Source organism: Bacteroides sp. HPS0048, assembly GCF_964240755.1.
Lineage (GTDB): Bacteria > Bacteroidota > Bacteroidia > Bacteroidales > Bacteroidaceae > Bacteroides > Bacteroides nordii.
This window is the reverse complement of the sequence record NZ_CAXSVC010000024.1, coordinates 35,697-56,743: the sequence shown is the minus strand read 5'-3', so window position 1 is coordinate 56,743 and position 21,047 is coordinate 35,697. Positions and strand designations below refer to the sequence as shown.

The following is a 21,047-nucleotide window of genomic DNA, read 5'->3' as shown; positions in this document are numbered from 1 at the left end:
GTAAACTTTAGTTGTTTGTAAAATCAGGAAAAGTTATTCTCCCGTCCGCTCTATTCTATTTTTCCGATATTCCTGTATAAATTCTTCCAACACTCTCGCTCCTCTTTCGGTGGCTATCCCACGAAGGAAAGTAAACATGATTGACTCATAAACTTCCAAAAAAGGATACTCTTTGCAGATATCCGTATTCATCAGCAAGTCAAATTGTTCACGAACGAGTAAATTGACAATTGCAAAATTCACATCATCCCGGAAAATACCTTGTTCCACACCCGATTTGAAAAAAGCAATTGTACTTTCCGAATCTTTATCGCGATTCTTTTTCACCATATTAAAAACATGAGGATATTTCTTCAGATCCTCAAAAAAGCGTTTGTTAGTCTGATGGAACACCTCAATGCTCTTTTGAAAACACACCAAAATAACCTCCAATACATTTGTTGACTCAGCCAAAAGATTTTCCAGAAACTCATTTTTATCCTCCTGGTTTTTCAGAATAACCTCTCTCAACAACGTCTCCTTGTCTTCAAAAACTTCATAAAGCGTACGCTTTGATATACCTAACGAGGTAGCTATATCATCCATCGTTATGCTTTTAATACCATGTAAAGTAAAGGCTTCAGTGGCTTTCACTATAATTCTGTCTCTCAACTCTACTCTGTTCGAAATTTCTTTTGCGTTAGTACTCATCATCCATTTCTTTATAATTAGCCGTTTTTACTATCTGTACTTTCACACTAATAGCTTGTGAAAACGGAACAAAGATAGATAGAAAACTCAGATTACAAATTTAGTTTCCATATTAATCGCTTACATTTGATAATTATTATAGGTTAACGAAGCAATGTGAAAACAAGTGTTAACAATAAGTACACCACAAAAGTAGATAATCAGTAAGATATAGAAAAAGTTTTCTCGGCAATATAGGGGTAATAATCGACAAATAGCGGATATATTCCGGTAAGTTCCCGGGATATATCCGCTATAGTTTTTCATTTTCAGGTAGTTTTTACCTATAAAGAAGAAAAGAAACTGTTAATAATCAAACTTTGTCCGGTTAAGGAAAGCTACTGTTTTATGAATCTCCTTATACATCACAATGTCATCTTTGACAAAAGGAACTTCTTTCCGATATTCGGTCAAAAAACGTTCCAGTTTCGCAGAGGTTTTCTCTGGCCGACGGAATTCAATCCCCTGAGCGGCATTCATCAATTCGATAGCAAGAATGTGTTCCAGGTTATCCATCACCTTATATAACTTTGTAGCCGCATTAGCCCCCATACTGACATGATCTTCTTGTCCATTGGACGAAACGATGGAATCACTGGAAGCAGCATAGCAGTACATTTTATTCTGGCTTACCATAGAAGCGGCGGCATACTGCGGTATCATAAAGCCGGAATTCAATCCAGGATTAGCAACCAGAAATTCGGGTAAACCACGAAGCCCCATTATAAGTTGTGCAACGCGACGCTCGGAAATATTTCCGAGCTCGGCAAGGGCAATGGCAAGAAAATCATAAGAGATAGCAAGAGGTTGCCCATGGAAGTTCCCTCCGGAGATAATACGGTCCTCATCAGGAAAGATAGTAGGATTATCGGTAACGGAGTTGATTTCGGTCAACAATACGGAAGCGACATAACGGATAGCGTCTTTTGTGGCCCCATGTACTTGCGGAATACAACGGAACGAGTATGGATCCTGTACATGGGCTTTGGGACGCGCAATGAGTTCGCTACCTTGAAGTAGATTCCTGAAAGCCTCTCCTGTTTCAATTTGCCCTTTATGCGGACGGATTTGCTGAATACAGTCCATAAAGGGTTCGATACGTCCATCAAAAGCCTCAAGCGAAATAGCAGCAATAAGGTCAGCTCTTTTGGAAAGCCGGAAAGCTTTAAGAATAGCAAAGACCCCGTTGGCACTCATAAACTGAGTACCATTGAGCAAGGCAAGCCCTTCTTTACTCATCAATTTCACGGGTTCCCACCCAAATTCGTCAAGCACACTGATAGCTTCGCGCTTCTTCCCTTTGTAGTTAACATCACCGACTCCAATCAGTGGTAAGAAAAGATTGGCCAAAGGAGCCAGATCACCCGAAGCTCCCAAAGAGCCACGGTCATATACGATGGGCATCACATCATTGTTAAAGAAATCAAGGATACGTTGCACAGTGATCACCTGCACACCACTATGCCCCAGTGACAAAGCATGGGCTTTGAAAAGCATCATCAACTTGATGATAACCGGACGAATTTCCTCCCCCACGCTACAAGCATGACTTTTGATGAGATTCTCTTGCAACGTACCGAGTTCATCAGGAGAAATATTCTTGCTACACAAGGAACCAAAGCCGGTAGTAATACCATAAAGAGGAGTATCAGAAGCAGCTATTTTTTGGTCCAGATAATCACGACATCTCTGAATGCGAAGCTTTGCTTCGGGAGCAAGTTCCAGTTTCAGATTCTCATTGATGATGCGCTCGATAATATCGAAAGTAAGTTCACCTGAACCTACATAATAAACATTGTTCATATTCTTAAATCTTGGTTGATAGCATCCAGTAACTCTTTCTCTTTGATACAGGCTTTACGCTCCAATTCATCCGCCTCAGACTGTAACTGTTCTACAAAGGTTCTATCTTTGAGCGAACCAAGATTAATACGGACGTTCATCAAGGCCGCCAACACAGCCGAACGAGCGGATATCATGGCTACACAAGCGTCGGTCACCGCATTACGATTCCCCATTTTAGCTACATCAGCAATAATACCCATTAGTTCGTAAGCATTACGGGCTACCTGCATAGGAACAAGGGCAGCAAACTTTGTAGCTTCCTGAATGGCAGCACTGCGGATTTTTTTTTCTTCATCTGTACTTTTGGGTAATTTAAAACAATCAAATACTTTATTATATGCTTCAGAATCTCGATCAATATCAACCACAAATCCCGTTTTCTGTGTAAGAGCGAGAGTCTGAATATGCTTCATGATTTCCCCGGTATCTTCATAGCCCTTTTTGCCAATAGTCAAGCCTGCTACCATAGCTGCCAAAGCAGATGCAATAGCCCCATTGAGAGCTGCTACACTACCACCACCGGGTACAGGATCACTTCCGGCTACTTTATTCAGAAAATCCGTTACTTTCAAATCTACTAACATAATGATCTTATTTTTTAGTTTTATCATTAAACTACAGGATAAAGAACACCTCTCTTTATCGTTGTATTCACACAATTCATACCTATATAATAAGGTAGAATATTATAGTCCGTTGAGTCCAGAACCACGAAGTCACCTTGTTTGCCAACTTCAATACTACCAATGCGGTCGGCACGGTTCAATGCAGCAGCTCCGTTCAAAGTTAATGCAGTAATAGCTTCCTCAATGGTAAAGCCCATGTAAATACAGGCAAGCGCAAAGGTTAGTGGGATAGAACCGGAAAAACAGCTGCCCGGATTCAAATCTGTAGCTAAAGCCACAGCACAACCGGCATCCATCATGTCACGGGCACGGGCATAAGGTTCTTTCAGCGCAAAAGCAGTCAGAGGCAACAAGGTAGCTACCACTCCGGCTTCAGCCATTGCACGGATACCAGTATCAGAAGCATGTAACAGATGATCGGCAGACAAAGCATTCAGTTCAGCGGCTAATTCGGCCCCTCCGAGCGAAACGATTTCATCCGCATGAAGTTTCAGCAGGAAACCTTGATCACGTGCGGCTGTAAGCAAACGACGGGACTGTTCTATCGAGAAAACCCCTTGTTCACAAAAAACGTCACAACATTCGGCGAGTTCGTTTTGCCGGATAATGGGAAGCATTTCATGAATCAGGAAATTAATATATTCATCCTCCCGTCCTGTATACTCCGGCGGCAAAGCATGCGCCCCCAGAAAAGTGGATACAATATCCACTCGCTTATGCTCATCGTTGTTCAAACTACGCATTACTTTCAGTTGCAGTAACTCGGTGTCACGATTAAGCCCGTAACCGCTCTTTCCTTCTACGGTAGTAACCCCCATTACACTCATTTTTCTCAAAAAGCCTTCGGCTTTGGAACGCACCTTGACAAAGTTTTGCTCACGGGTAGCCTTCACCGTACTGGCAATACCCCCTCCGCGTTGCATTATGGACATATAACTTTCTCCTTTCAAACGCCAGGAGAATTCTTCTGCACGTTCACCTGCAAAAACAAAATGGGTATGCGAATCAACAAAACCAGGCAATAAACACTTGCCACGGGCATTATAGTGCCAATAGTGATGATAATAACCATCACGCTCTTCACCGCGGTTCTGCCCAACGTAAGTAATAATACCATCAGTAACCTCTACCGTACCGTTTTCAATAATCTGCAGTTGTGACATCTCCTTACCCTTCCGGGCGGAAAAACCGAGAGGGGTCACAATCTTGGCATTAAATATAATCAAGTTTTCACTCATACTTATTTAGTATTTTAGAACGTAAACGACCCTTAATCTACGTTCCATATATCATTCCATAATTCGTGCTTCAAGTACTTGTTGCATAGAGAAGTTCTCCAAACCGAGATAATAAGAAGCAGTATCAATCAATGCCTCCATCGGAACAAGACCAATAATTTCACTACCAACAATACTCACCCCATAACGCCGGGCCTCGATACGTACCAACTCAAAAGCACGATAAAGAGCAGTCTTCGTATAATCGGTCATATTGATAGATACTTGTGTGATCCCCCGGTCCTTCAATTCGACTCCCATTGCCTTACAATAACGAAGTCCACCACCAATGAAACGAATCTTTTTAGCAATATCATGAGCTATCTCCAGGTTAGGTGTACTCAGATTAATATTATACGCTACCAATGGCATACGTGCACCAATAGCTACAGTTCCTGCTGTTGGATGTCGCTCGGCCGGACCAAAATCAGGCGTCCATTCGGGAAGTTTTATCTTCGCTGCCATACCTTCAAATTCACCTTTGCGAACAGCAGCCAGATTCTCACGATGAGGGGCAGAAGCCGATTTCTCATATAGGAAGACAGGAAGCCCATAAAGTTCTGCCACCTTTGCCCCCACTTCTTTGGAAAGTGCAACAGCCTCATCCATCGTTGTATTCTTTATCGGAATAAAAGGAATGACATCTACTACTCCCATGCGAGGATGTTGCCCTGTATGATAGTTCAGATCAATCAATGCGACAGCCACTCCAACTGCCTCTATGATGGCATCACGCAATGCCTCCGGCTCTCCGACAAGAGTCACCACCAGACGGTTATGATCTTCATCATTACTATAATCGAGCAGCTTTACTCCGGCACGTGCACGGAAAGGGGATATAATTTTATCTATTTTCTCTAAATCGCGTCCTTCGCTAAAGTTAGGGACGCACTCAATGATTTTATTCCAGCTCATAGTTCGGTTATTAATTTATTAATCAGTTTTTCATCTGCAACATAAGGCATCGTTATATGATAGTTCTCTCCATGTGTCTTGTTAAACGTTTCACTTGTTTCCATAGCGTGTTCATTGCGTGCCCATGAGCGACGAGCCACACCGCCCATCACATCCCAAAGCATTGCCGAACGTAATATCTCATCCACCCGTTCACTGCCATCGCACACCATACCAAAACCTCCGTTTATCGCTTTTCCAATACCCACACCACCTCCATTGTGCAACGCGACAAGACTCATACCCCGGGCACAATTACCCGCAAAACACTGTACGGCCATGTCTGCCATTACATTACTACCATCTTTTATATTAGAGGTTTCACGAAAAGGTGAATCGGTCCCACTGACATCATGATGATCACGCCCCAGCATAATAGGCCCCACTTCACCCCGACGTACCATTTCATTGAAACGGAGTGCTATCTTCATTCTCCCTAACGCATCCTGATAAAGGATACGTGCCTGTGTACCGACTACCAAACGGTTCTTTTCGGCATCACGTATCCAGTTATAATTATCCAGGTCCTGACCGCGACGATTCACATCAATGCACTCCATTGCAGCACGGTCAGTCTTTATCAAGTCTTCATGTTTGCCACTCAGGCACACCCAACGGAAAGGACCATAACCGTAATCAAACAACTCCGGCCCCATGATATCTTCTACATAACTGGGCCAGATAAAACCATCTTTCTCATCCACCCCATTACGCGAAATCTCCCGAACCCCGGCATCATAAATAGCTTTCATGAAAGAGTTTCCATAATCAAAAAAGTAGGTGCCACGGGCTACCAGTTTTTTGATCACTTCGAAATGACGGCGGAGCGAAATATCTACCAAAGAGCGAAACTTTTCGGGAGATTCATGTAAGAGACGCGTCCGTTCCTCAAATGTTAGTCCGGCCGGGCAATAACCACCTTCATAAACAGCATGACAAGAGGTCTGATCGGAAAGTAACTCAATAGGTATATTTTCTCTTTCGGCATATTCCAAAAGGTCGACTACATTACCATGATAGGCCACAGAACAAGGTTCATCCTGTTGCATGGCTTCCCATGCCATACGGTAAGCTTCACCCATATTATCTGTCACATGCCCTACCCACCCTTGCTCATACCGGGTTTCAATACGGGAAGCATCTACCTCGGCCACAATACAAGCTGCACCAGCAATCTCTGCTGCCTTGGGCTGAGCACCACTCATACCTCCCAAACCGGAAGACACAAACAGATGCCCCCGCAAATCCTTATCCTGAGGAATACCAAGTTTCATACGACCGGCATTCAACAAAGTGTTAAAGGTACCATGTACAATCCCTTGTGGTCCGATATACATCCAGCCACCGGCAGTCATCTGGCCATAATTGGCCACTCCCATTTGCATAGCCACATGCCAATCATGCTGATTATCAAACTGCCCTACCATCATCGCATTGGTAATAATTACCCGGGGAGCATCAGGACGTGAACGGAAAAGCCCCAGCGGATGCCCTGATTCTACTACAAGAGTTTGGTCCTGAGTCAGTTCTTCAAGATACTGTTTAATAAGGCGATATTGCATCCAGTTCTGACACACTTGTCCGGTCTCGCCATAAGTAACAAGTTCATAAGGATAGAGGGCAATGTCAAAGCAAAGATTATTATCAATCATCACCTGGAAAGCTTTACCTTCGATGCATTTGCCCCGGTATTCATCAATAGATTTAGCTTTCAAGTCGCCTTCGGGACGGAAACGATAACCATAAATTCTTCCACGCGTACGGAGCTCCTCCATAAATTCAGGAGCCAGTTGTTCATGAAATTCTGTAGGAATGTAGCGCAAGGCATTCTTCAAAGCAGTAGCTGTCTGCGCCGGAGTAAGCGTATAACCACGATCCGGTGCCCGCCGTATACCTTCTACAAAATTTGGATAGGCAGGTAAAGTGTTGCAGAGAGTCATTTTCATAATAACAAGGATTAAGGATTACAAACTGTCATAATTTACAGCTTGATAACTCTTCGCAAGATAGGAAAAAGGAAGGAAATCACAAAGATTTCAAGACATTTATTATCAAAAAGATTATTTCTTTGCAGTTTTAAGTAACCTAAGATACTTTCCGGTAGTCTCGGCAGATTCACTGTTTTCGTTCAGATAAGCTTCCTTCCATTCCGGATAGGAATCCAACAAAGCACACATCCGATCTCGTCCTACAAAGTCTATTTTCCCGGTGGTAGCATCAATCTCATAATATACACGCTTGGAAACCAGACTGGAAGCAGCTATGGCATCACCGACCACTCCTCCCAATGTGACATCCATTGTAACCGAAGAACTTGCTGCAACGACTCCAATTGGAATGGCACTAAAAAAGATGTTTCCATTTACCCACATGGCAGGAGCATACCATCCACCAAAACGAAGGCGCTTATAACGCAGTTTCTTGCAATTGATATAAAGAGATGTATCTTCTTGTACAGCAAAACAACGCTTCTTCAGATATTTGCACAATGATTTGTCAGTATCAGCACTGATCTTATAATCAGCTCCTCCGGACAATGAAATATTATTTTTAGTTCGCTTTTCTATTTTCAAAGCCGTCACTGTATCGCCATCATGAGCCAGTAAATCTTTCAGGTTGGAATAAACAATGTTCTGTGCAACCAGAGGCAGTCCCACAATACTCAGTAAACAAATAATCCACAGTTTTTTCATAAGTACCTCCTATCTACAGCATTAATCGTTTGGAAAGTTACATCATTTGACGAATTGAAGCAAGTTTTTCAGTCGAAAATTTCTAAAAAAAGAAAGAAAAGCTTGACTGGGGTGTTAATTGTTAATGCAAACCAGTAGTTGGCCATTTTGAATAGACATTAGCAAAACTCACCACAGAGTTTAAATCTTTATTGAAACGCAGATGATCGCAGATTTTCGCAAAGGGAAACAAATGTATGACAAAGAACTACAGTCTTCTAATCTGCGTTCTGTGTTAATTCGCGTTTTATCAGATAAATAGTACTCTGTGCTACTGTGGTGAAATACACTCAAAACCGTTCAGTTTTGTGCTAAATGGCGCCTGTTATTACCATTTATCTCTTTCTCCGATATCGATAAAGCCGCAACTCGTAGAGTAATGTATGGTGCCTCGGTGTGTAGCGTTGTTTTACATGTACATGTAAAACAGTACGACATGTGCATGTGGAGCAGTACGACATGTGCATCTCATGCAGCTTTACATGTACATGTAAAACAACGCTGTGCACCGGGAAAAAGAACGTTCCTTTCTGAGAAAGACAGAAAACAATACCGGACAAGGGTAACAGCGGCGTTTAGGGACACTTCCGGCACCGAAAAGATATGCCCATAATCTCCGTTACTGATCGATAACTCTGTCTGTGGTGAGTATCTCCCCGTGCGGGAAGCACTCATTATTGGTCAATATTGGTACTTTCTCCTGAAACAGCCCGCTTTAGTTAATAAAAAGTAAATCTGCTATTGACAAAAACAAGCTCCACACACGCTACCTGTTAATTATACTACTTTTGTAAGAAACAAATAAAATAATATGGAACAGCTAAAGAATATTATCAATACTTATCAGGATATCATTAAGAGTGCAGAGCAGAAACTCGGAAAAGCAAAGCAACAGATCTACCGTATTGGCACTTTAAGACTAATATTATTCGTAGCCGGCATTGCAGGAGTTATTCATTTCTGGGACAATGGATGGATTGTTATCACAGGTGTGGTTGCCCTTACTTTCGTCCCTTTCCTTTTTCTGGTAAAGTTACATAATCGTTTGTTCTATCAAAAAGAGTATCTCGAAAAGAAAATAGAAATAAACCGGCAAGAACTTCAGGCTATAGAATACGACAGCTCTTCTTTTGACAGCGGAGAAGAATTTATCAATCCGGCACATCTCTATTCATATGACCTCGATGTGTTTGGCGAACGTTCACTTTTCCAGTATATCAACCGTACTTCAACTGATTTAGGCAAAAAACGGCTGGCTGCCTGGCTCAATACCCATTTGGAAAATAAAGCTGAAATAGAAAAACGTCAGAAAGCTGTAAGGGAACTTGCCCCGGAACTAAAGATGCGCCAGCGTTTCCGTATACTCGGCCTGCTATACAAAGGAAAATCTGCCGATGAAGAGGAAATAAAAGCATGGGCCGACAGTCCCAGTTATTATAGGAATCATGCTATCCTTCGGGCACTTCCTTTCATCGTTCCTGCTATTAATATTATATTTATAACACTGGCCATAGCAGGTATAGTATCAGGTACAGTACCAGGTATTATCTTTGTTGGCTTCTTCCTTCTCAGCTTTGCCTTTTCAAGAGGAATAACAAAGATGCAGGCACTCTATGGAAAGAAGCTTCAGATACTTGCTACTTATGCCAGCCTCATTCATATCATTGAAGAAAAAGAATATCACAGTGCTGCACTACAGGAGATAAAGGAACTTGTAGGTGGTGACAAACAAACCGCCTCACAGGCTGTTAAAAAACTTACTGCTTTAATGAATGCACTTGACCAACGTAATAATATGCTGATGTCTTTCGTTCTGAACGGTGCTCTTTTCTGGGAATTACGACAGATTATGCGGATAGAAGCCTGGAAAGAAAAGCATGCTTCCGAACTCCCATCCTGGCTCAAAGCTATCGGAGAAATGGATGCTTATTGTTCATTAGCTACTTTCGCTTACAACCATCCGGAGTATATCTACCCACAAATTACTTCTACTCCCTTCTCTATGGAAGCGGAAGCATTGGGACATCCACTCATGAACCGTGATAAGTGTGTATGCAATGATATAGACATCGCCAAACGTCCTTTCTTCATCATTATTACAGGGGCTAACATGGCAGGGAAAAGTACGTACCTGCGTACAGTAGGAATCAATTACCTATTAGCCTGCATAGGTGCACCTGTATGGGCCAAACGAATGAAACTGTATCCGTCCCGCCTAATCACCAGTCTGCGCACCAGCGATTCACTTACGGATAATGAATCTTATTTCTTTGCCGAACTAAAACGTCTGAAACTTATCATCGATAAGCTCAATGCAGGTGAAGAGCTATTCATCATCCTTGACGAAATATTGAAAGGAACAAACTCCACCGATAAGCAAAAAGGTTCTTTTGCCCTTATCAAGCAATTTATGGCACTGCAGGCTAATGGCATCATAGCCACACACGACCTTATGTTGGGGACACTTATTAATCTCTTCCCCGAAGATATCCGCAACTATTGTTTTGAAGCAGAGATCACCAACAATGAGCTTACTTTCTCTTATCAAATGAAGAACGGAGTAGCACAGAATATGAATGCTTGCTTCTTAATGAAAAAAATGGGGATTGCCGTCATAGACGACTAATCCCCATTTCCTGCGATTCTTCAACTAACTCTTTTCATTTCAACTGAAGACTCAGCTTATTTTCCGGAAAAGTATTCGAACTGTTACCATACATAATTTCATAGTCTCCCGGTACAATACGCATGGTATTAGTTTCGGGATCAAAAAATTCAAAAGTATCCGGTGAAAGTGTGATGTTGACTGTAGTAGACTTACCCGCTTTCAAGGTTACCGGACGGAACGCCCGAAGGCTTTTCACCGGCCCCTCCTTATCGTCCGCTTTACGAATATAAATCTGTACTACCTCAGTTCCATCGCGTTTACCTGTATTCTTTACATTAACTTTAAATTGCACCGGCTGATTGATAGTAGCCACCCGTTTATTTAATCCGGCTTTTGAAAATTGGAATGTTGTATAACTCAATCCATAACCAAAGGGAAATAAGGGACTCTCTGTCATATACCGATAAGTGCGTCCTTTCATACTGTAATCTTCAAAATCGGGTAACTGCTCTGTGTTTTTATAGAAAGTAACAGGTAATTTACCACTCGGATTATAATCACCAAATATAATATCAGCGACTGCTGTTCCGCCAGCCTGACCGGGATACCATGCTTGCAATATGGCATCACATGATTGAGTTTCGGGCACCAATGCCATTGCCGAACCGGAACAATTGACAAAGATCACTTTCTTACCAGCTTTCTTCAATGCCTTCAGAATGTTACGCTGTACTTCCGGCAGTTCGATTGAAGTCCGATCACCACCAACGAAGCCGGGACAATTCACAAAGTTCTTCTCTTCACCTTCGAGATTAGGAGAAATACCACCAACAAAAATCACAACATCCGCCTCCTTCACTCTTTCGGCTACTGCTTCGGGAGCAATCTGACGATAGATACCCAAGTCGAAACGCAATACAGCCTCAGCACCAGCCTGCATATATTCTATCTTGATCTTATACTCTTTCCCGGCAGCAGCTTTCAGGGTATATTCCCTTTTAGCGCTGGCATGTGTACCCCAATAGTTAATGACCTCTTGTCCATTCACGTATACACGATAGCCATCATCACCTTCAATAACCAATGTATAATCACCATTACTCTTCGGACGGAAAGTTCCCTCATACGAAGCAGTAAAGTTGTAAAGGTTCACTCCCGGAGCATAAACCGTATTACCTCCATTATTGAAGTTGAAAGGAGTGCTGACTTGCTGTATAGCTGCCACTTCACCTTTCAAATCCAGATTATTCCAATAAGTACCGGTAAAGCCAGGTTTACCGTTGTTAGATATTTCGCTGAAATAAGAATCGAATACTTGGTTCGTGAGTAACTCACATCCTTTCTCGTAAATAACATTACCTATTTTATTACGGATTCCTTCAAGAACAGTCACCGTGTGAGATGGAGTCCCTTCATAATTTCCCCATTGCATGACTGAATCGTTTGCATTAGGTCCCATTACGGCTATACGAGCACCGGTTTTACCCAATGGCAATACCCCATTGTTGTGTAGCAATACCATCGATTTGCGGGTAATATCCAAAGCCATTTGCTTGTGCATCTGACAATCTACCGTATCGATACTAATCTTACTCCAAGGAACCAAAGCATCATCGTCCATCTCTCCTAATTCAAAACGGGCTTTCAACAGACGAAACAAGCTGGTGTTGATTCTCTCTTCAGAGATAAGCCCCTCTTTTACCGCCTTGTCCAGGTGAGCGTATTCAATGCCACACTCCAAATCCGTTCCACTGAGCACAGCTGCCGCACTGGCATCGGCCGCGTTCTTGTGGGTAGCATGGCGATCACTATAGAAAAAGTCACTGATAGCTCCGCAATCACTCACCACCACATGCTTATATCCCCAATCGTCACGCAAAATCTGAGTCAGCAGTCGATTACTTCCACAGCAAGGATCGCCCTCAAACCGGTTGTAAGCACACATTACCTCTTTCACATCAGCTTCTTGTACCAATGTTTTAAAAGCCGGTAAATAGGTTTCCCACAAATCACGGGGAGAAATATTCTCAGCATTGAAGGAGTGGCGTTTAGCTTCCGGCCCGCTATGCACTGCATAGTGCTTGGCACAAGCGTGAAGTTTATCGTACTTGGCATCGGCCGGCCCTTGCAAACCTTTTACTACTGCCACTCCCATACGACTTGTCAAATAGGGATCTTCTCCATAGGTCTCCTGACCACGTCCCCAGCGCGGATCACGAAAGATATTTATATTTGGAGTCCAAAAAGTCAGGCCTTCGCAACGCACGCCTCTCCGACCTTGCCGATGTGCATCGTGATACTTGGCACGAGCCTCATCGCTGACTGCTGTGAATATATCCTCTATAGCTTTGTCATCAAACGATGATGCCATCCCCATAGTAATTGGGAAAACAGTAGCAATTCCGGCACGAGCCACACCGTGTAACGCTTCATTCCACCAATCGTAGTGAGCTATACCCAAACGCTCTATCGGGAAAGATTCATTTTGCATCAGAGTTACCTTTTCTTTTAAGGTTAGCCGCCCTAACAAATCTTCGGCACGCTCTTCCGGAGAGAGATTGGGATTCCTGTAAGGCTCATTTTGTGCCATACCAACCAGAGTAGCTGTACTCAAGCATAAAGTGATAATAAGCTGTTTCATCATATTCCTTTTTATTTATTTTTATTCCTGCACAAGTCTATCAGTAATAACTACCTATTGAATTATCTATTTTATTAAGTGGTACTTCAAATTTAATTCATACTATGCCAGTGTTTTATTGAAACGCAAATGATCGCAGATTTTCGCAGATTAGATGGCTTGCTGCACTTAAGGAACGATATTCTTTACGTAAATTTGCAATAATCTGCGTTTCAATGATACGATCATTTAATTAGGATACAGTACTTATCTTAATAGTTTCCTCAATGCTAATATTCTCAGAAGAACCACCCACCTGAAAAACATACTCACCTGTGGGAGTCACAAACTGACGGGTCTTCTCATCCCAATAACGTAACTCCTTTTTAGGTATAGAAATAGTAATATCTGCAGATTTTCCTTTCTTTAAATGTACTCTGGAGAAACCTTTCAGTTGCTTTAACGGCATGTATGTCCCCGTTTCCGGATAACGGACATATACCTGAGCTACCTCATCACCATCGTACTTTCCTACATTGGAGAGATTGAATGTAATGTCAACCGTATCATTTGACTGCGTAATACTCTTTTTCTTATATTTAAAATTCGTATAACTCAATCCGTAGCCAAACTCATACAAAGGTTTTCCCTCAAAATATTGATAGGTCCTGTTCTTCACAGAATAATCATCAAACGCAGGAAGTTCATCCAACGAGTTGTAATAGGTCAATGGAAGACGTCCACCCGGATTATAATCACCAAACAGAACTTCGGCCACTGCATTACCTCCCTGTTCACCGGGATACCATGCGTTCAGTATAGCCGGAACATTTTCGTCCATCCAATTAATGGCCATAGAACTCCCGGCAACCAACACTACAACCGTATTTGGATTTACTTTATAAAGCTCTTTAATAAACTCTTGCTGATCAATAGGTAACTCAAGCGAATAACGATCCTGCCCTTCTCTTTCAATAGATTTATTAATACCCAGTACCGCTACTGTCACGTCACATTCCTTTGCTACTTTTCCAGCATCTCCAAACAATGCTAAACGGTTGGTCTGATCTGTAACCGGTGCTTTCCAGTAAAGGCGTGCGAAACAGTCACCACCACCATCAAAATATTCCACTCTTAAATCATACGTTTTACCGGCTTCCAGCTTCACTACGACTTGATCCATCTGGGCACTTCTCTCTGTCCAGGAATCTATTAGTTTCTTACCATCTAAAAACAAGCGGCAACCATCGTCTGTTTTCAACCCTAAGGTATAATCACCCGATACAACCGGCTTTAAAGTCCCTGTCCAACGAATAGACATAGGAGCTTCAGGTTGAAATCGATCAGGACGGTGAACAGGATCATAAAGTAACTCTTCTTCCATACGTACAGAAGGTGTACCTTGCAGATCGCTGTTATCGAAATATTCTGCTTTCAGGCCATTTGGGAAAAAGCCCTTGGAGATGGGATCAAAATCAGTACCACTGGATACCCAAGGGGCATGTACTACCTTTATATTTGCATTCTCGGCATATTTCTTAATGCCATCAAGTACAGAAACCGGAGTATTTTTAGGATTACCACTATAATCCCCGAATTCACAATGGGCAGCACTGATACCTACTACGGCAATGGATCTTATCTTTTTCCGGTTTAAAGGCAGGAAATTCTTCTGATTCTTTAGAAGAACCATACTTTGGCGAGCTGTTTCTAAAGCCAATTCCTGATGTTCTTTACAACCTATGACAGAGGGTTCTATTTTATTATAAGGATTCTGCGACGGATCATCAAAAAGCCCTAAAAGCATCCTTCCACGTAAAATATGATAAGCAGCAGAGTCTATTTCCGCTTCGCTGACCATGTATTCGTTGTATGCCTTCAGCAATGGAGCCGTATACACACGATCTCCACACTCCAGATCAAGTCCGGCTTTGAGAGCCAATGTAGCAGCTGCTTCCAGATTTTTCACATATTTATGTTTTGTCACCATCCATTCGGGGGCACTACAGTCCGAAACAATATAACCGTTAAAGTTCCAGTCACCACGCAATACTTTCTTGATCAGATAAGTGTTGACTGTACAAGGCACATCGTTTACAGCATTATAAGCCATCATGATGGATTGTGCCTTACCATCAACGATACAACGCTCAAAAGCAGGCAAGTAGTATTCACGTAAATCACGTTCAGACATTCTGGCATTACAACTTGAACGATTATGCTCTTCATTATTAGCAGCAAAGTGTTTCGGAGTAGAGACTGTTTTCAAATAACGGGGATTATCTCCTTGCAAACCTTTGACAAACTCACAACCAATCCTTCCGGAGAGGAAGGGATCTTCCCCATAAGTTTCAGGAGTTCTCCCCCAACGAGGGTCACGGGCCATATTTACTGTAGGTGACCAGAACGTAAGCAGATCACTGCCACCAGCAATCTGTTTCTTTCCATAATCCAACTCTTTCCAACGTCCTCGTGCTTCATCCGAAATAGCAGTGGATACCCGAAAAATAAGATTAGGATTCCAGGTAGCAGCCAAGCCTATAGCCTGAGGAAACACTGTAAACTCACCCGGACGAACTACTCCGTGTAAGGCTTCATTGCCATGATTATATTTATCTATGTTAAGACGGGGAATTTCCCTTGCGTCGTTCACCAACAGAGAGACCTTTTCTTCCACCGTCAATCTATTAAGCAAATCTAAAATACGCTCATGCTGAGGAGCGGTCATGTCACGAAACAACTCAGTCTTGTTCTGTGCCTGTCCGGACAGAGAGAACACTAACAATGGAATCGAGCATCCTATTAATTTCAGAATCTTCATTATGCAAATTTATTGTTTAATAATTAAAGGGTTATCGTATTAAATGTTTTGGGAGCCAGTTTAATATTTATCACATAGCCTTTACAAGCTATCCGTACTTCCCGTTCTTTCTTATCCTTATTAGCGCAAAGGATGACAATCTGATTATCAAGGTTTTTGAATGCCAGTACATCATCACCATTCAAGACTTTCAGTTTACAGGCTCCTCTTCTTACAAAATGACTTAAATGCTTCATCAGATAAAATTCCGGCGTATAAATCACCTCTTTCGTCTGCGAATCAATACGAATCATCGTATTTTGTTTCCAGCCCCAGGAACTGGCTCCATCATCCGCCAACACCATATTCCAGTACATATAAGAATTGACACCGCCATTTAAATAGATTTTCAGCAAATCAAAAGTATGTTCCGCAGCCGCCCAATCGAAAGTACCACTGCCACATTCGTTTTCTGTTTGCATCAATTTCATAGTAGGATATTCCCGGTGAATATCGGCTACAACATCTTTTCCTTCCCATTGCAGACCGATCCCACGGATATACTCAGAGGCATCGGCATTCTCCATTACACACTTCAGGTCTTCCATCTTGTTACAATTGAACGTACCGAACCATAAATCGACATCCGGATGTTTTTCGCTAAATACAGGGCCCAGATATTTACCTATAAAGTTTGCCATAGCCTGGGGTGTCCAACTACAATTCGGCCACTGATGCTTTGTATACGGTTCATTCTGAAACTGTAGCAGAGAAATATCAATACCATTCTCCTTATAAGCATTTATAAACTTAGATAAATAGAGAGTGTAGGCTTTGAGATATTCCGGTTTTTGAATAAAATGATCTCCTGCTACTTCGTTTTCCTTTGTAAAATCATTATGATCGCCAGGAGCCGTCGCATAGTGCCGGGTGGTTTTCATCCAAACCGGAGGGCTCCACGGTGAAGCCCATAGCTTTAAATCCGGTTGAATAGCCAATGCCGCCTTTATATATGGAATCAATCCTGTTTTATCACGTTCTATACTAAAATTCTTCATCTCAAAGTCACCTGGACATTCATTAAAACTATACCAATCACGGGCATAGTCATTCGCACCGATTGGTAAACGGCAGAAAGTATATCGTACTCCATCCGGCCCAAATAATTCTTCCAGAATAGTTTTACGTTGTTTTTCTGACAACAGAGTCAAAGCGTCCCATCCCAACTCATTGAAACATCCTCCAAAGCCATCTATAACCTGTTCCTGAAACTCAGAAACGATAATATCCGCATTCGATTCAGCATACTTCTGAACTTTAATACGAGTCTTTTGCCATGGTAATTGTTCTGAAGTGGTATAAATCTCAGCCCTTTGCGCATTCAATGCCAAACAACTGTACACTAAAAAGAATGATAAAAATAAGGTTCTAATCTTCATATAGTTAAATTAATCATTAATACATGTATCCTCAAGTGAAGGAGGAGCGTCATTTACACCTGATCCCCATTCCGGATTACACTGGTTTCCCATTATAAATTCCAGTTTGCCTCCATTCATTATATCTTCGTGGCTAAACCAAGGCTTAGACCATACTTTACCATTAAGTTTAGCGGACTGAATATATTTATTGTCAACCGAGCAATTACGGGCAACGATTTCCAAAACACTTCCACTACATAGCTTTAATTTAACGGAAGAGAAGAACGGACTTCCAATATTATATACCGGTAGTCCCGGAGTGACCGGATAAAAACCCATCATTGAGAAAACAACAAAAGAAGACAGTCCGCCACCGTCCTCATCTCCGGGAACTCCCATCAGGTCATTTCTAAACCACTGATGAATCAGCGAACGTATCCGCTTTTGTGTCTTCCAGGGAGCTTGTGCATAATTATATAGATAAGGAATATGTAAAGAAGGCTCATTAGCCATCGAAAATTGTCCCACATTTCCGGTGTGATCGGGTAGTTGAGAATAAAATTCATACTTAGGTTTGCCCAGCCATTCATTAAAGGTCGCGTCTAAGTTATTAACAAAAGCATCAGCTCCTCCCATCATCTGCACTAAATCGGCAAAGTTGTGTTGAACATCCCAACGATAAGTCCAGCCGTTGTTCTCACCATAATACTCACGTGCGCCCATTCCTCCGGAAAAACGATAATCAAATGGTTCTATAAAATAGCCATCTTTATCTTTAGGATGAAAAAATAAAGTTTTCGAATTAAACAGATTCCGATAGTTATAAGAAGATGACAAATAAGAATCCGCTTCCGTCTTTAGTCCAAGAGCAGCAGCAATACGTGACAAACACCATTGATCATACGACGTTCCTAATGTCACAGCCACCGACTGACGTTTTTCAAAAGAGTTAACCTCAGGTACTGTCTCTTTTTCTCCGGGTATCAAAGAGGGTATATAGCCTTTCTCTTTATAAAATTGATCTATCCAACCTGATTGGGCACTCGACCATGGAGCCAATGTCTTCTCTTCTATTCCCGCTTTAGTATAAACGTATGCCTCTTGTAGATTAAAATCACGCAATCCTTTATACCAGGCATCCGCAATAATGGCAACTCCATGGTTACAATTCATTCGCCGGGAATCACCTGTCACTTCAGGGAAGTTGGGAAACCAATGGTCTGAACTCAATTCCGACATTCTCAAATAAGAACGTATTATATTCGTCTGTTTCTTTTGATCCATCAATATCCGTAAAGGATGGGCAGCCCGATAGCTATCCCATATCCAATCGTCTGTATAATAATCGTACCCGGCATCTTCATGAACTTTATTATCGTATACACTAAAATAATATCCATCTTCACTAATATTCACCGGACGTTCCAGACAACGATATAAAGAGGTGTAAAAAACAAACTTATCATTCTGCGTACCACCTGCGACTTGTATTTTACCTAACTCATCGTTCCATATCTTGCGTCCGGCGGTTGCAACATCTTTCAATTTGTAGTTCTTTATTTCTCTTCTCAAATTCTTCTTCGCTTGCTCTACACTAATATAGGAAACACCGTAACGAACATTCAAAGACATCGGAGCAGCTTCCCACGCAACCACTACACAGGTATTGTCTCCTTTGGCTTTCTGTTTACCTACTTCCCATTTATCGGACTGGAGTGTGCCTATCTTTGTCGGTTTCACATCCATTTCCATATAGACATATACCCGCAGGTTATTCCACATGTTCTGATAACCGGAAATAACATTCCCAATAACCTCCAATTCACCATTTCCTGCATTCAGGATAAGATAAGGAGTTTCATTTTTCTTATAATTAAAATGATAAATCGCAGATTGACGGGACGGAGCAAATTCAACATGCAATTGTTGGTTGCACAAATCTACCTGGTAATGATAAGGCTTTGTGACTTCATTGTCATAGCCAAAATTAATCACCCGGGATAGTTCGGACTCATTTCCCTGAAAAGGCGATAGGTTAAAAGCAAAAGATCCCCGATGACTGATCTGTATCAGAGGAAGCCCATGAATTTTATCGGAAGTATAATCACCTCTTTGCGGATAAACCCGTAGCATACTATTGGGCAAATGTACAATCGGATATGTCGGTACCAACAAATGACTGATATTCCCCATGTATGGATTTACATAATCAACCGGTTCTTGGATAGAAGAGGCTTTCAATCCTACAGCGGAGTTCAGGCCCATAAAAAAGGATACAATAAGTATTTTACGTACAATATTTACCATAAATCAATAGTTACATGTGTTTTAAAAAGTGTTACTATAGAAAAACAGATCTCATGGAACAATTTGTTGTTATGCATCTCTACACCCATGAGACCTGAATAAAAAATCACTGAAAACAATCCTTATTTATCTAAAAAACAAGCCCTTTTACCTTATCATCGTTTCTTCCATGGTATACCAAATATCATAATCGGCATCACCATTGCTTCCGTCTTTCCCATCTTTCAACAAACGATAGCGATAATTCAAATAAAATGCCTGATATTTAATATTATTCTTTTCATAAGTCGTATAATAATTACTTTCTCCTGCCTTATCCAACATTTCAATCTGAGCAGTCCCCATCGGAGTAATGGTTAAAGTAGCATCTTCATTTATCGTGATACACATTGCATACTTCCTGATGTCCGCTTTCGTTAATTTAGAAGCATCATAACTATTCAGCCCAACAAAACAGCGAATAGAGTTTTTTGTCAAAGGTAACACATAACGGGTTAACGAGAAGGATTTACGAATATCCTTACCCTTCTCGGCATCGAAATGTTCTTCCAGACCTCTTGTTTGGTAAGTCGTTACAGGCGACTGGAAAGCATAATCATTTTTCAGTAATACACGATATAAGACGGTACGCTTATCCGGATTTATCTCATATGCCGATACACTCTTTATACGTAATGGTATCAGATAGATAGAATCGGGCGATAATCCTTCCGGACGTACATGTACCGGTATGGTACTATAATTATCTTCACTATCCGCTTTTAATACTGTACTCATAAGTGGTATATCATAACGGGCAGGATCAAGCAGGTGTGCAAATTTCGATTCATCAATATCAAAATTCAGCTTATTATACTTAGCCAATGCCTCGTTATCGGGTTCCAGCTCTACAGTTACATCCTGATCGATATGCTTCGTTCCCCCGCAACCAATACTGATATATCCGGTAGACACTTCCTGATTCAAATCGTGATTCACCGAAAAAGTCAGATTTTCAACGCTCAGGACATTTATCACTTTCTTGTACAATTCTTTGTTAAATTGTGCATCTTCGTCACATGCTGTCATTCCAACAGTCACAGCAGCTATCAATAATATACGACTTACTTTCATATTAATATTCTTCTA

The 21,047-nt window shown here is 41.6% G+C and carries 13 protein-coding genes; 1 reads left to right on the top strand and 12 read right to left on the bottom strand.

The features are described from left to right. Positions 1 to 33: 33 nt before the first annotated feature. The 7 genes from ACESQI_RS17235 to ACESQI_RS17205 form a co-directional block, all read right to left on the bottom strand. Positions 34 to 690: a TetR/AcrR family transcriptional regulator gene (locus ACESQI_RS17235; protein ID WP_002558031.1), complete on the bottom strand. Its 657-nt coding sequence runs from the start codon at positions 688 to 690 to the stop codon at positions 34 to 36. 345 nt (positions 691 to 1,035) lie between these two features. Beyond that, complete coding sequence (hutH, locus tag ACESQI_RS17230; RefSeq protein WP_195660967.1) at positions 1,036 to 2,532, bottom strand: histidine ammonia-lyase; 1,497 nt, start codon at positions 2,530 to 2,532, stop codon at positions 1,036 to 1,038. Next, positions 2,529 to 3,158, bottom strand: coding sequence for a cyclodeaminase/cyclohydrolase family protein (locus ACESQI_RS17225; RefSeq protein ID WP_002558034.1), 630 nt, complete (start codon positions 3,156 to 3,158; stop codon positions 2,529 to 2,531). The genes hutH and ACESQI_RS17225 overlap by 4 nt, the downstream gene beginning before the upstream one ends. Positions 3,159 to 3,184: 26 nt before the next feature. Further along, complete coding sequence (gene hutI / locus ACESQI_RS17220; RefSeq protein WP_195660966.1) at positions 3,185 to 4,438, bottom strand: imidazolonepropionase; 1,254 nt, start codon at positions 4,436 to 4,438, stop codon at positions 3,185 to 3,187. A 51-nt stretch (positions 4,439 to 4,489) separates the two neighbouring features. Beyond that, entirely contained in the window at positions 4,490 to 5,392 is a 903-nt protein-coding gene (ftcD, locus tag ACESQI_RS17215; protein WP_195660965.1) for a glutamate formimidoyltransferase, read from the bottom strand. Next, entirely contained in the window at positions 5,389 to 7,377 is a 1,989-nt protein-coding gene (locus ACESQI_RS17210; protein ID WP_002558037.1) for a urocanate hydratase, read from the bottom strand. Before ACESQI_RS17210 ends, ftcD begins: the two co-directional genes overlap by 4 nt. A 114-nt stretch (positions 7,378 to 7,491) precedes the next feature. Continuing rightward, the gene (locus ACESQI_RS17205) at positions 7,492 to 8,124 is read right to left on the bottom strand and encodes a DUF6563 family protein (RefSeq protein ID WP_002558038.1); all 633 of its coding nucleotides are present in this window, start codon (positions 8,122 to 8,124) and stop codon (positions 7,492 to 7,494) included. Positions 8,125 to 8,974: 850 nt separating this feature from the next. Here ACESQI_RS17205 and ACESQI_RS17200 point away from each other — a divergent pair. Continuing rightward, entirely contained in the window at positions 8,975 to 10,789 is a 1,815-nt protein-coding gene (locus tag ACESQI_RS17200) for a hypothetical protein (protein ID WP_373126597.1), read from the top strand. Positions 10,790 to 10,823: 34 nt separating this feature from the next. On the opposite strand, the gene xyl3A is transcribed toward ACESQI_RS17200, so the two are convergent. The 5 genes from xyl3A to ACESQI_RS17175 all read right to left on the bottom strand — a co-directional run bounded on the left by xyl3A (position 10,824) and on the right by ACESQI_RS17175 (position 21,032). Next, positions 10,824 to 13,412, bottom strand: a complete 2,589-nt coding sequence (gene xyl3A / locus ACESQI_RS17195; RefSeq protein WP_373126606.1) for a xylan 1,4-beta-xylosidase — start codon at positions 13,410 to 13,412, stop codon at positions 10,824 to 10,826. 232 nt (positions 13,413 to 13,644) lie between these two features. Then, positions 13,645 to 16,212, bottom strand: coding sequence for a glycoside hydrolase family 3 protein (locus ACESQI_RS17190; protein WP_195660963.1), 2,568 nt, complete (start codon positions 16,210 to 16,212; stop codon positions 13,645 to 13,647). 23 nt (positions 16,213 to 16,235) lie between these two features. Further along, positions 16,236 to 17,630 (bottom strand): glycosyl hydrolase family 30, encoded by a 1,395-nt coding sequence (locus ACESQI_RS17185; protein ID WP_025866964.1) that lies wholly within the window; start codon positions 17,628 to 17,630, stop codon positions 16,236 to 16,238. 9 nt (positions 17,631 to 17,639) lie between these two features. Then, positions 17,640 to 19,919 (bottom strand): GH92 family glycosyl hydrolase, encoded by a 2,280-nt coding sequence (locus ACESQI_RS17180; RefSeq protein WP_320908651.1) that lies wholly within the window; start codon positions 19,917 to 19,919, stop codon positions 17,640 to 17,642. A 147-nt stretch (positions 19,920 to 20,066) separates the two neighbouring features. Beyond that, on the bottom strand, positions 20,067 to 21,032 hold the full coding sequence (locus ACESQI_RS17175) for a BT_3044 domain-containing protein (RefSeq protein ID WP_122201812.1): 966 nt from the start codon (positions 21,030 to 21,032) through the stop codon (positions 20,067 to 20,069). Between the last annotated feature and the right edge of the window lie 15 nt (positions 21,033 to 21,047).